General features: G+C 71.0%; 11 protein-coding genes. 7 read left to right on the top strand and 4 right to left on the bottom strand.

What is annotated here, in order from left to right:
• Positions 1-60: 60 nt before the first annotated feature.
• Positions 61-1,275 (bottom strand): hypothetical protein, encoded by a 1,215-nt coding sequence (locus LUU90_RS13530; protein WP_275003947.1) that lies wholly within the window; start codon positions 1,273-1,275, stop codon positions 61-63.
• Between the two features lie 476 nt (positions 1,276-1,751).
• Between LUU90_RS13530 and LUU90_RS13525 the strand changes: the two genes are divergently transcribed.
• Together LUU90_RS13525 and LUU90_RS13520 are read left to right on the top strand one after the other, a co-directional pair.
• Positions 1,752-1,979, top strand: a complete 228-nt coding sequence (locus LUU90_RS13525) for a FitA-like ribbon-helix-helix domain-containing protein (RefSeq protein WP_275003946.1) — start codon at positions 1,752-1,754, stop codon at positions 1,977-1,979.
• Positions 1,979-2,401 (top strand): type II toxin-antitoxin system VapC family toxin, encoded by a 423-nt coding sequence (locus tag LUU90_RS13520; protein ID WP_275003945.1) that lies wholly within the window; start codon positions 1,979-1,981, stop codon positions 2,399-2,401. Before LUU90_RS13525 ends, LUU90_RS13520 begins: the two co-directional genes overlap by 1 nt.
• A gap of 99 nt (positions 2,402-2,500) precedes the next feature.
• Here LUU90_RS13520 and LUU90_RS13515 read toward each other — a convergent pair whose 3' ends face one another.
• From LUU90_RS13515 to LUU90_RS13505, 3 genes are all read right to left on the bottom strand, one after another.
• Positions 2,501-3,991, bottom strand: coding sequence for an AAA family ATPase (locus LUU90_RS13515; RefSeq protein WP_275003944.1), 1,491 nt, complete (start codon positions 3,989-3,991; stop codon positions 2,501-2,503).
• 89 nt (positions 3,992-4,080) lie between these two features.
• Positions 4,081-5,346, bottom strand: coding sequence for a hypothetical protein (locus LUU90_RS13510; RefSeq protein WP_275003943.1), 1,266 nt, complete (start codon positions 5,344-5,346; stop codon positions 4,081-4,083).
• Entirely contained in the window at positions 5,343-7,259 is a 1,917-nt protein-coding gene (locus tag LUU90_RS13505) for a hypothetical protein (RefSeq protein WP_275003942.1), read from the bottom strand. The genes LUU90_RS13510 and LUU90_RS13505 overlap by 4 nt, the downstream gene beginning before the upstream one ends.
• Before the next feature lie 57 nt (positions 7,260-7,316).
• On the opposite strand from LUU90_RS13505, the gene LUU90_RS13500 reads away from it, so the two are divergent.
• The 5 genes from LUU90_RS13500 to LUU90_RS13480 all read left to right on the top strand — a co-directional run bounded on the left by LUU90_RS13500 (position 7,317) and on the right by LUU90_RS13480 (position 12,091).
• Complete coding sequence (locus LUU90_RS13500) at positions 7,317-8,660, top strand: bifunctional folylpolyglutamate synthase/dihydrofolate synthase (RefSeq protein ID WP_275003941.1); 1,344 nt, start codon at positions 7,317-7,319, stop codon at positions 8,658-8,660.
• 140 nt (positions 8,661-8,800) lie between these two features.
• Positions 8,801-9,796, top strand: a complete 996-nt coding sequence (gene dhaK, locus LUU90_RS13495) for a dihydroxyacetone kinase subunit DhaK (RefSeq protein WP_275003940.1) — start codon at positions 8,801-8,803, stop codon at positions 9,794-9,796.
• A gap of 33 nt (positions 9,797-9,829) precedes the next feature.
• The gene (gene dhaL / locus LUU90_RS13490; RefSeq protein WP_275003939.1) at positions 9,830-10,510 is read left to right on the top strand and encodes a dihydroxyacetone kinase subunit DhaL; all 681 of its coding nucleotides are present in this window, start codon (positions 9,830-9,832) and stop codon (positions 10,508-10,510) included.
• Positions 10,507-11,334, top strand: a complete 828-nt coding sequence (locus tag LUU90_RS13485; protein ID WP_275003938.1) for an HPr family phosphocarrier protein — start codon at positions 10,507-10,509, stop codon at positions 11,332-11,334. The genes dhaL and LUU90_RS13485 overlap by 4 nt, the downstream gene beginning before the upstream one ends.
• Before the next feature lie 58 nt (positions 11,335-11,392).
• Positions 11,393-12,091 carry a TetR/AcrR family transcriptional regulator gene (locus LUU90_RS13480; protein WP_275003937.1) on the top strand — a complete coding sequence of 233 codons (699 nt, stop codon included), beginning with the start codon at positions 11,393-11,395 and terminating at the stop codon, positions 12,089-12,091.
• Positions 12,092-12,111: the final 20 nt, after the last annotated feature.

The raw sequence follows: 12,111 nt of genomic DNA, 5'->3' as shown, positions 1-12,111 counted from the left end.
CGGTCCGTCGGTCGAGCTTGTCGAGACCTGGTCCCGGCAAGCTCGACCGGCGCCCGCGGGTCAGCTGTAGATGCGCGCGTTCCAGGCGTCGAGGATGTCCACCATCGGGATGCCGTACACGTACGAGAAGCACTGTGTGGGCACCGACGTCCGGCCGCAGCTGCGGCGGTTCGAGCCGCCGTCGATCATCCCGCGCGCGTAGGCCCGCCCGCCGATGACCGCGTAGATCGGTCCGCCGCTGTCCCCGCCACCGACCACGACGCCTCCGTCACTGCGGCTGGCCCGGAACCCGTGGCAGGTGCGGTCGCCGCAGCTCCATGCCACGTTGGTGGCCTGGATGCGGGCGCCGCAGTGCTCGCCGGTGACGGCTCCGGAGGTGCAGACGACCTGTCCGACGGCGGGCCGCTGCACCCCGGCGACCTCGAACCGGTAGCGCGGGTCGGAGGGCGACGCGTTCCACGGACCGCCGAACACGGCATGGGTCGTCCGCGGGGCGTCGAACGGCGCGATGGCCTGCGCGTCGAGGGACGGCGAGCGGTGCGTGACCTTGCCCAGCGGCTGGCCCGCGCCGTCGCGGACGATCGACCCGACGCCGCGGTTGCAGTGTGCGGCGCTGATGACCCGGTGCTTCCCCGCGGCGGTGATGATCGAGAAGCCCGTCGTGCAGTAGTCGGTCCCGTCCCGTGTCGCCATCGCTCCGCCGGCGTTCCACGGCGCGTCGTCGTTGCGACGCGTGGTGGCGGTGGGCTGCACCTCGGTGTCGACGACCTCCACCCGGACGGGGACCCCGGCGGCCTGCTCCAGCTCGTCGGCGAGACCGGTCGTCCGCGCGGCGGCCGAGTCGTGGCTGACCTCGGCGACGAGGCCGGCGTAATCCTCGGCGGGGAGTGCGGCGACCACGGCGCCGGAACCGTGCAGCGCCCGCTGGCTGTCCATCAGCCGGGTGCTCGCCGTGCGCAGGTCGGCCTCGCTGAGCGCGGCCCGCTCGACGTCGACGGTCACGCCGTCGGGTACCTGCGCCGCCAGGGCGCCGACAGCGGGCGGCGCCTCGCCCTTCCAGGAGACGGTCACCTTCCCGGCGGCGTAGTCGACGGCGACCCCGGCAAAGCCTGGAACGAGCGCGAGCTCGGTCGCAGCCCCGGCCGCATGATCCACGGCGGACTCGACCGCTGTGTGGAATTCCGGGGAGATCTGCTCGGGATTGTTCGCCAGGAGCGGGCTGACGGCGGTCGTGTCTGCCGTCGCCGGCACGGCGAGCGCGGCGGTCAAAGCCATCGTTCCGATGAGCATCGCGCGCTTGACCGTGCTGTTTCGCCACATACCGCGGTTTCCCCCTGGTAGACCGGAGCACCGCCGGCCGACGATGCGCTGTCATCGTTCTTCACCGGGTGAAATGCTGCAACACGTCCCGTGATGTGCGCGGGCCGCAACGGGTTCTCCCAGGAACGGCCGCTGCCTGCAGAACATCGAGCGTTCCCGCAGCTCCGGGGAGGGCTCGGACGGGAACCTGTCGATCCATGAGCTCGTGGAGATCGCCAGGTGCTCGGCGTTCTGGTGACGTCGCTCCTCCCGCAGGACGTGCCTCTGGCCGAGTACCGGGCGGCAGCAAAGCCGCTGTAGGACCGGCTCAAGACCGCACTGGAGCCCGCGGTCCTGATGCGTCCGCTGCCACACCAGGCTCGATCGATCCCTCGGGTGGGCTCTTGACGTGCGTGATATCACCGGCTCGATATCACGTGGAGGTGGTCATCATGGAACAGATACTCATCCGCAATCTCCCGGACGGGACCAAGGCTGGCCTGACCGAGCGCGCTGCCTGGCACCACCGGTCGATGGAGGCCGAGGCTCGCGCCATCATGCAGCACGCCCTCGTCGGTGAGCCAACGAGCCTCGTCGACTACCTCGCCATGCCCGAGAGCGGCGACATCGACTTCGAGCCCGAGCGCCTGGGGCTGACCGCCCGCACGGCTGAGCTCTGATGTATGTCCTGGACACCGACGTCGTCTCTGCGCTGCGGCGACCGGACCGTGAGCCGGCGGTCGCCGACCGGGCGCGCGCCATCCCGCTTGCCGACCAGTACGTGACGGCACTGACCGTCGCGGAGATCGAGCGCGGTGTCGTCCGCAAGGAGCAGTCCGACCCCGCCCAGGGTGCGGTCCTGCGACGCTGGCTCGCGGAGCGGGTCCTACCCGGCTTCGCCGGCCGTGTTCTCCCGTTCGACCTGTCCGCCGCGCGGATCCTCGCGCGCTACGCCGTCCCGGAGCATGCCCCGTACGACGACGCTCTGATCGCGGCGGTCGCCGAGGCGCACGGGATGACAGTGGTTACCCGCAACGTCCGTCACTTCATGCCCCTGGGTGTTCGGGTGCTCTGCCCGTGGGAGGCGTCGCCAGGTGCGTAGGGTCCAGCGACAGCTCGTGGCCGGTGCCGATGGTGCCGCCGCCGGCGAACGGGTCCTGGCTGGACGCGCAGATGCCTGATCCGGCGCCCGATTTCTGAGTCAGGGCTCGACGCTCGCATATAGATCCGCCGCGTCAACCAGCACAAGGCCTTCGTCCGTCTCTGCACGCTCCCTAAGCTCCGGAGTGAACCCAGCCGCGCTGACGCACAGCAGGCGTGCGGTCTCGGCGCCGGGCTTCCCCTGCGCGCTGAGCAGCCAACGGACATGGGTGAGCCGATCGACGTGCCCTCGACCCATCACGTCACCCCACTTGACCTCACCGATCGCCAGGAGCGGCCGGGAACCGTCCCTGTCGTTGTGCCCGAACGCGGCCACATCGATCTCATGGCTGGTGCGACCCGCAGGGTCGTTGACGACGCCTGCCCCGACGAGGTTCGGCAGGTCGCTCAGCAGGTCTTCGGGCGCGAGGTGCCTGACCCAGTGACGCACGACGTGCTCGAAGTGAGGTCCGAGCACATTGCCGGTGAAGCGGCGTTGCGCCGCACGCCACAGGCGCGAGGCATCGCGAGTGTGTTCCAGGTCGGACCAGATGGGACGCATCACGGCGTGATGGAAGGTGATGAGGGGTTCGGCAATCCGGAAGTTCGTTCGGTTGCTGCGGAACGCGTCGGGCTCGTGGACGATGAGTCCGCAGTCTTCGAGGACCGTCAGGGGGTGGGCGAGATCCCCGGACTTGCGTCCGAGGTAGGACGCGATGTGGCCTCGTGTCGTGTTCCCGGAGGCTATGGCCGCCAGCACCGAGTGATAGAGGGCGGTGTCGCGCAGGTCGGGTTCATCGGCCAGGAGGTAGCGGGCCTCGCGGAAGAGCGGACTCGTCGGCGAGAGGACGGTGCGCACCACCCATGGGTCGAAGTCCTCGGGTCCCTGCGGCGTGTCGTCACGAGCGAACTCTCGCCGGTAGGCAGGAGTTCCTCCGACGATCGCGTTCACCTTCAGGGCCGTCACGGGGTCTTCCACGTCCCAGAACTGGGCGGCGAGCTGGTGGTCGAGCGTCGGCACGACCAGCTCGAGGGCGGCTCGGCCGCGGAGGGGCGCGCCGCCGCTGAGCAGCTTGCCCATGAACGACATTGCTGAACCGCAGAGGAGGAGCCGCGTGCGGCTCTCGTCGCGCTCCGTCCGCAGTGGCGCCAGCGCGTTCTGGATGATCGACGGCAGGCGCGGGTTGGCGCGCACCAGGTAGGGGAACTCGTCGATCACGACAGGCGTCGGACCGTCTTTGCCCAGCGTGAGCAGCACGTCGACCACTTCGCTCCAGTCGCGGAACGTCAACGGGGCAGGAGCACCGAGGTGGTCTGCCAGCGCCGCGCCGATGAGCTGCAGGGACTCGACGTCCGTGGCTTCCTCGGCCGCGAAGTAGAACCCGCCTGTCGCCTGGCACAGCGCGCGCAGCAGGAAGGTCTTGCCCTGTCGTCGCCGGCCGGACACGATGCCGAGCGATGCACCGCGGGTCGAGTCCTGGACGAACGCGCTCAGGGCGGCCCACTCGCGGTCACGGTCGAACATCTCGGCGGGTCGGCGTAGGTCTGACATGGTAGCCTCTTTCATAGGTGTACTTATCATAACTGTACTTATGAAAGTCCGACGACGTGTCGACCCTGGAAGTGCGGCCCCCAGCGTGCTCAGGCCGACGGCGGAACGAACGCCGTCTCGGTCTCGACGTCCAGTAGGTCCAACGCGATCCCCACGTAGGACTGGGTGCCGATCATCAGACATCCGCCGCCCTGTGAGCGGGCGGTCTCGAAGCCCAGCGCGAGCGCCGTCCGCGCGTCCAACACCTTGTCGTGCAACGTCTCGGCCTTGGTGAACGTCAGGTAGTCGTCCGCCCGCGCGGGAATCACCCGCTCAAAGCCGCGCAGCTCCGCGAAGCACGCTGCGACGTCCTTGGTGTCCGGGAAACTGGCCACCACGGTGTCCAGGCGCCCGTGCCACCGGAGGTAGTCAGCCACGGTGGCAGCGAGGCCCTCGGGCGAGATCGCGCCGTCGACCATCACGGGCACGTCGCCGAGCGTGTGGCGACTCAGCCGGCCCGGGACCTGCACGCTCGCCAGCGCGGCCGCGGCGCGGGCATCACCGATGCGCCAGCCGAGAGCGGAGGCCACCGCTCGGGCCGCAGTCTCCCCGGCCGCGGCATTCAGCCGGGTGATCGGCGCAAGACCTGCCGGCGCTGACGTCGGCGAGTCCGCGGTCACGGTCACCAGCTCGGCATCGAACCGCGCGGCCGTCTCCTTGACGATCGCCGTCACCGCGGCGTCCTGCGCCACCGTCACGATCGTCCGCGTCGCGGGGCCAACGACGCCGAGCAGGTCGCGCGCCACGTCGTCGAGGGTGGGGCCTAGCAGCTCGCCGTGCTCGTAGAAGACTTTCGTCACGGCGACCACGAGGGGGTCGAACAGGCTGACCTCGTCAGATCGTCCGCCGAGCCCCTCCTCCAGCACGAGTACGTCAGCGCCTCGCGCGGCGGCCCATGCGGCGCCCGTGATCGTGAACGACCCGGTGGGCGAGAGATATCCATCGTCGGACGGCGGGACTGACTCCCGAGCCCGGGCCAGTGCTTGGGACACCCGCTCGTACTCGTCGGGTGAGATGGCCTGTCCGTCGAACCGCATCCGTTCGCGGTTGTTCCGCAGACCCGGCGAGGAGACCAGCCCCACGTGGGCCTGACGGCTGTCCTCGACCAAAGTCGCGGAGAGCGTCGCGGCTGCGTGCACCGCCGTCGTTCCCTTGCCCTTCGAACCCACGACCGCGAGCACCGGCGGCGTGTCGTCCCACGTGCCGATGGCCTGGCCCACCGCCCGTGCGCGGGCCAGGGACCGGCGTGTGCCGGGTCGCTTGGCGCTCCACTCCTGGAAGAAGGGTGCGTCTCCGGGAAGGTGCTGGGCGGTCACCCGCCTACCTTCTCACCACCTCGACCGGCTCCAGAACCATGTGCTTCGACAGGGCCTGGCATCTGGTCGACCCAGGTCTTGTCCACTCGTGCCCGGCTCCGCGGTTGCGGGATGCGCAGGCGGGCGAGCGCGAATACCGACATCAGGGCTGTGCCGAGCCCCAGGGCGGGCCAGTGCGGATCGGGCAGGGCGGCTCCCGCGAGCACCAGGCTCGCCAGCGGGACGACCAGCGAGTTGAGGTTCTGGACGAGCACCGGCCGCATGCGCCGCCGCACCGTGACGACGGTGGCCACCGGTGCGCCGAGCTGCTCCCGAAGGCGTGTCGACAAGCGAACTGTGACGTGGGGTGATATCCCCTCCGGTAGGTCCGGCCAGAGCCGGTTGACCCGCTGCACCTTCTTCATCGACGGGGTCGGTGAACCAGAGATCGGCGGGTCGTGGTCCGCGACAGCGAGCGCCACCACCTCGCGGCCGCCCCACCGGACGAGGACCTGCTGACCGGACTGGATACCGATGCGGTCGAACACGGCGGTGTGGAGGGTGACGATCGACGCGCCGTCGTCACCCGCGTGCGCCTGGACCACTCGCGCAGAGAACTCAGGGGCGCGGAAGAGAGCTCGCCACAGGCCCTCCATGGTGCGGTCGACGGCCTCGCTCGCCCGAACGGCCCGGCGTGTCGGAGAGGTGTGCTCGACCATCTCGGGCGGGGCTGCGACGAGAGCCACCTGCGGGTTGTCCGTCGCGCCGTCGGAGGCCGTCAGGAGCCGCAGATGGTAGGCGAGCCGGACGGTACCCCGGCGGACGTGGTCGCGGGGGACCGCCCGCACCCATGCTGTGACCCCGTCCTGCACCAAGAGGTACGAACCGGGGCGGACGTCCTTCGGGTTGACCTGTACCTCGTCCGCGCTCGGCATGTCGTCGACGAGCGCTGAAAGGGTTCGCAGCGTCACGATCGGGGGTACCCGCAGCGTGACCGAGGGCGCATTGCCCACGGCAGCGCGCAGCCGACGGCTCATGCCGACCTGGCCGGGGGAGAGCTGGCGGGCCGACCCGGGGATCCCGTCAGCCGCCGCGCTCCAAGCCCATGCCACGGTCGTTCGAGCGCCCGCGCCGACCCTGACCGGAACAGGGCCGTCCGTCCCGCGCAGCATGTCAGGGTGCACGACGGCGGTCGGCAGCCCTGACGCGATCTTGACGGGCACGGCAGCCATGCCGGACGGTGTCGTCAGCGCCGGCTGCTCGATCGCTGCCACCAGGGCCATCACGAGGCGAACGAGCTCCGGAGCGTCACCCGTCGGCGGTCGCAGGTGCGCCCCGATCTCGACCTGCACCGCGGAGATGCCGAGCGACTGCGCGAAGGACGTCACGGTCGTCGGCCGCATGGCGTCGAAGACCTCGTTCGTCGTGACGCGCAGCTCGCTCGCGTCCAGTGCGGCAACGACGCCCGACGGGACCGATCCCGTACCGGTACCGAGGTCGACGTCGGACTCCGGACGGCTCCGCATACCGTGCAGATCGATGACGATCGTCGGCCGCAGCTCGGCCAGGCGCGTCTTGAGGGGGTGCTCCTCGTCGTAGTTGGCATCACCGGAGGTGCCCAGCGCGACCAGGGCGGTGCAGCCGGTCACCTCGGCGAGGAGGGCGGCGAGCCCTCCCGTGCCGCGGTCCGCGACCTTGCCCGCCCCGGCCCGCTCGTGATTGGTCGCGTGCGGAGCGGTTACCACGACGTGCGGACGCGTTGCTCCGTTGATCTCGACCAGCCCCGGTGTCGGCTCCGACACACTCGGCGCCATCGCTGTGGGCCACGTCGGCTGCCCGCCGTCGTAGCCGTCCTGGCTGAAGATCTGCTCGAAGCCCAGCCACCGGGCCGCGAGGTCGTCCGGCACGTTCGACGTCTGCTGCTCGTCCGACACCTGCTGAGCCCCCGCACGAGATCGGCAACGTTGATTCCGGAACCCTATCCTCGTCACGTGGACGAAGCCTTTGAAGCAGTACGCCGCGAGATCGCGGCACGTGCCCCCGAATTCGACATCGACCCCACCATGGCCCGCGTCGAGCGCGTCCTGGAGCTCCTCGGTGACCCGCACCGCGCCTACCGGACAGTCCACGTCACCGGGACCAACGGCAAGTCCTCCACGGCGCGCATGGTCGAGCGCCTCGTGCGGGAGCACGGACTGCGCACCGGCCGGTTCACCTCCCCGCACCTGACCAGCGTCACCGAGCGCATCGCCGTCGACGGCGAGCCGCTCACCCAGGAGCGCTTCGTCGAGGTGTTCGAGGACGTGGCGCCCTACATCGGCGTCGCCGACCGCGAGTCCCAGGAGCAGGGCGGGCCGCCCCTGAGCTTCTTCGAGGTGCTCACCGTCATGGCGTTCGCCGCGTTCGCGGACGCGCCCGTCGACGTCGCCATCATCGAGGTCGGCATGGGCGGAAGGTGGGACTCCACCAACGTGGTCGACGGCGAGGTCGCCATCATCACGCCCATCGCCATGGACCACGAGCGCTGGCTCGGCTCCACCCTCGAGGAGATCGCAGAAGAGAAGGCCGGCATCATCAAGGACGGCGCGGTCGCCGTGATCGCGGACCAGCGCGACGCCGCCTACGAGCCCCTCCTCGCGCGCGCCCAGAGCGTGAACGCCCACCTCATCCGTGAGGGAGTGGACCTCGAGGTGGTGGACCGCCGGGTCGCCGTCGGCGGACAGCTCGTCGACCTGCGCACGCCCGCCGGCGTCTACACCGAGATCTTCCTGCCTCTCCACGGTGCCCACCAGGCGCACAACGCCCTGCTGGCGCTCGCGGCCACCGAGGCGCTGATGAGCGGCGGACGCGCGCTCGGTGCCGAGATCGTCGAGGCGGCGTTCGGCGACGTCGACGCTCCGGGCCGGCTCGAGGTCGTCCGGACCAGCCCCACCGTGGTGGTCGACGTCGCGCACAACCCGGCCGGTGCGGAAGCCCTGGTGGACGCGCTGGAAGAGTCGTTCAACCTGGAACACATCGTCGCCGTCGTCGCCGTCATGGCGGACAAGGACGCCGAAGGTCTCCTCTCCGTCCTGGAGCCGACGGTCGCGGAGATCGTGGTGACCCGGAACTCCTCGGAGCGGTCGGCGAACCCGGAGGACCTCGCGGTCGTGGCCCGCGAGGTGTTCGGGGAGGAGCGCGTGCACCTGGCCAACCGTCTCGACGAGGCGCTGCAGCTCGCGGCCGACCTCGTCGAGGCCAACGACAAGCACGGCGGCGGCGTGGGCACCGGCGTGCTCGTCACCGGCTCCGTGGTCACGGTCGCGGACACGCGCATCCTGGTCGGCCGCGGCTGACCGCCGTCCCGGACGACCCGGCACAACCGCGGAGGGCGGCGCTGTACGCACGGCGGCGTTCTGGTGTTACATGAACCTCAGGGACTCGTGTGCGGGCCCGGCGCCGGCGCCGGGTCGAACAGCCCCGCAAGGAGGTCGTTGTGAAGAAGTTGCTGAACGATCCAGCCGATGCCGTCGCCGACTCCTTGGCCGGCTTCGCGCTCGCCCACGCCGACCTGGTCCGGCTCAGTCCGGCGCCCGTGTTCGTCGTCCGCGCGGGTGGTGCGGTGACCGGCAAGGTGGGCCTGGTCAGTGGTGGCGGTTCGGGGCACGAACCGCTGCACGCCGGGTTCGTGGGTGACGGCATGCTCGACGCCGCGGTGCCGGGCGCCGTGTTCACCTCGCCGACGCCGGACCAGATCCTGCCCGCGATCCAGGCGGCCGACGGCGGTGCCGGTGTCCTGACCATCGTCAAGAACTACACGGGCGACGTGCTCAACTTCGAGACCGCGGTGGAGCTCGCGGTGGAGGAGGGCGTCGAGGTCGCGTCGGTGCTCGTGAACGACGATGTCGCCGTCGAGGACTCGCTCTACACCGCCGGCCGGCGCGGGGTCGCCGGGACGCTCGCCGTCGAGAAGGTCGCGGGAGCTGCCGCCGACCGGGGTGCCGACCTCGCCGGGGTGGCCGCCGTCGCCGAGCGGGTCATCGCGAACGTGCGGTCGATGGGCGTGGCACTGGCCGCGCCGAGAGTGCCGCACGTGGGCCGCCCGAGCTTCGACCTGGCCGACGACGAGATCGAGGTGGGCATCGGCATCCACGGCGAGCCGGGCCGCCGTCGTGTCCCCGCCGCCGATGCCGACGCGGTCACGGAGATGCTCCTGACACCCGTCGCGGACGACCTGGCTCTGGCCCGCGGCGAGCGAGTGTTGCTGTTCGTCAACGGTATGGGCGGCACACCGCTGTCCGAGCTCTACGTGGTCTATGGTCGAGCGCGGCGCCTTCTTGAGGAGCGCGGTGTGACGGTCTCCCGTTCGCTGGTGGGCAACTACGTGACGTCCCTCGAGATGCAGGGGGCATCGGTCACCGTCCTCCGTCTGGACGACGAGCTGGAAGCCCTCTGGGATGCGCCTGTGAACACTGCAGCTCTCCGGTGGTAGCTCGCCGGCGATGAGACGAGAAGGGTTCCGGACATGGCGTTGGACGCGGACTGGGCGGAGCGATGGGTGCGCCGTACGGCGGACGCGATCGCGGACGCGAAGGACGAGCTCACGGAGCTCGACCGGCAGATCGGCGACGGCGACCACGGCGAGAACCTGGACCGGGGTTTCAAGGCGGTGGTCGCACGGCTCGATGACGCGGCCACCGAGTCGGGGCCGGACGAGCGCACCGTCGGTGACGTCCTGAAGCTCGTCGCCACCACGCTGATGTCCACGGTGGGCGGCGCGTCCGGTCCCCTGTACGGCACGGCGTACCTGCGGGCGGCCAAGGTGTCCGGGCGGCCGCAGATCGATCCGCCCGCGGTCGTTGCAGTGCTCGAGGCCGCGCTCGAGGGTGTGTCCTCGCGCGGCAAGGCGACGGTGGGGGAGAAGACGATGGTCGACGCGTGGCACGCGGCGGTCGAGGCGGCCGAGGCTGCCGCAAATGACGGTGGTTCCGAGGTGGACGTCCTGCGGGCGGCGGCGGCGGCCGCCGATACGGCGGCGACGGGCACGATCCCGCTGGTCGCGACCAAGGGTCGCGCCTCGTATCTCGGCGAACGCAGCGCCGGGCACGAGGATCCGGGGGCGCGGTCCACCGCGCTGGTGCTGGGTGCGGCGATGGCCGCGGCCCTGTCGGGACCGACGCCGGCCGACCCCAGCAGCGCGGCATGACGGCGCGCGTGGCCCTGGTCCTCGTCTCGCACTCCGCCGAGCTGGCCCGCGGGACCGCGGAGCTCGCGGCGCAGATGGCGCCCGACGTCCTCGTCCGCGGTGTGGGCGGCGGGCCCGACGGCGGTCTCGGCACCTCGCTCGACGCGGTCCAGAAGGTCCTCGGGGAGGTCCTGACGGCGCTGGCCGACATCGCGTCCGTCGAGGGCGGCCTCCGCGAGAGCGACGGCGGCAGTGACGACGACCGCAGTGACGACGGCCGCAGTGACGACGGCGGTGTCGTGGTGCTCGGGGATCTCGGGTCGTCGGTGCTCACGGTCGAGGCGGTGCTGGAGCTCGACGAGTCCCTGGCCGAGCACGTGGTGCTGGCGCGAGCGCCGTTCGTCGAGGGTGCCGTCGCCGCGGCGGTGACCGCGCACGGCGGCGCGGACCTGACCACCGTGCTGGAGTCGGCGAACGCGTCGATCCGGATGTTCGCCGCGATCGAGGCGGCCCAGTCGCCCGCGGCGAGCGGGACGGCGTCGGACGACGGACCGGACGGTGGCCCGGACGACGGACCGGACGGCGAGAGCGGGAGCTCGCGGACCGTGACGGTGCGCAACCCCCTCGGCCTGCACGCGCGCCCGGCGGCGCTGGTCTCGCGCAAGGTGGCCGAGCTGGGTGCCACGGTGACCATCGACGGCGTCGACGCCTCCAGCGTGCTGCAGCTCATGGCCCTCGGCGCCACGCAGGGCCGCGAGCTCCGCGTGGAGGCGACGGGGGAGCGGGCCGCGGAGGCGGTGGCCACGGTGGTGGAGATGATCGACGGCGGCTTCGGCGAGGTGTGAGCGCCGTCTCATCTTATTGCAGTTGATGAAATTTTGCGTGGGGTGCAAGAATTGAGGCATGGTCCCCACCTCTTCGCGCGCCACAGCTGCGCCCGCTGACGCCGAACCCCGCCCGGACCTGGCGGAGCTCGCCGCGGCGCTCGAGGGGACACCGGCGGAGCAGGGCCTGCGCGAGCGGAAGAAGCGTGCCCGGCGCGCCGCCCTGATCGACGCGGCGCAGATGCTCGTCGCGGAGCACGGCCTGGACGCCGTGACCGTCGAGATGATCAGCGCCGAGGCAGGCGTCTCGGCCCGCACCTTCTTCAACTACTTCGAGTCCAAGGACGACGCGGTGCTCGGAGCGGAGGACTCCGGCCTGTCCGAGGACGTCGTCCTGACGTTCGTCGGGGGCGGCCCCACCGGCCGGCTGCTGTCGGACCTGGAGGTCCTGGTCGCCTCCCTGCTCAGGCCGCACGCGGAGGCCCACGACCGGGTGGTGCGGGCCATGGACCTCATGCAGCAGGAGCCGCGCCTGCTCCAGCGCCACGTGATCTGGATGGACCGCCACAAGAGCCGGCTCGTCGAGCTCTTCGAGGCGCGCCGGGCCGCCGTGCCCTTCAGCACGGACAACGAGCTGCTCACGATGCTCGTCCTGCTGCTGATCCGCACGGCGCTCGTCGCCTGGGAGCACGCCGGCTACAGCGGCGACCCGGCCGACCACCTGCCTGCCGCCGTGGCGCAGCTGGTCGACGTCGTCGCACACGACCTCGACTCCTGACCTCTCCCCACCACATCTTT

The sequence above is a fragment of the Promicromonospora iranensis genome (assembly GCF_028994775.1).
GTDB lineage: Bacteria > Actinomycetota > Actinomycetes > Actinomycetales > Cellulomonadaceae > Promicromonospora > Promicromonospora iranensis_A.
Note: the sequence above shows the minus strand (reverse complement) of the source record. Positions and strands in the feature narration are given on the sequence as shown.

Coding starts and splice junctions, on each gene's coding strand:
- LUU90_RS13515 (WP_275003944.1), bottom strand. CDS start 3,991: ATGTCAGACCTACGCCGACCCGCCGAGATGTTCGACCGTGACCGCGAG.
- LUU90_RS13480 (WP_275003937.1), top strand. CDS start 11,393: ATGGTCCCCACCTCTTCGCGCGCCACAGCTGCGCCCGCTGACGCCGAA.
- LUU90_RS13530 (WP_275003947.1), bottom strand. CDS start 1,275: ATGGCTTTGACCGCCGCGCTCGCCGTGCCGGCGACGGCAGACACGACC.
- LUU90_RS13525 (WP_275003946.1), top strand. CDS start 1,752: ATGGAACAGATACTCATCCGCAATCTCCCGGACGGGACCAAGGCTGGC.
- dhaL (WP_275003939.1), top strand. CDS start 9,830: ATGGCGTTGGACGCGGACTGGGCGGAGCGATGGGTGCGCCGTACGGCG.
- LUU90_RS13485 (WP_275003938.1), top strand. CDS start 10,507: ATGACGGCGCGCGTGGCCCTGGTCCTCGTCTCGCACTCCGCCGAGCTG.
- LUU90_RS13520 (WP_275003945.1), top strand. CDS start 1,979: ATGTATGTCCTGGACACCGACGTCGTCTCTGCGCTGCGGCGACCGGAC.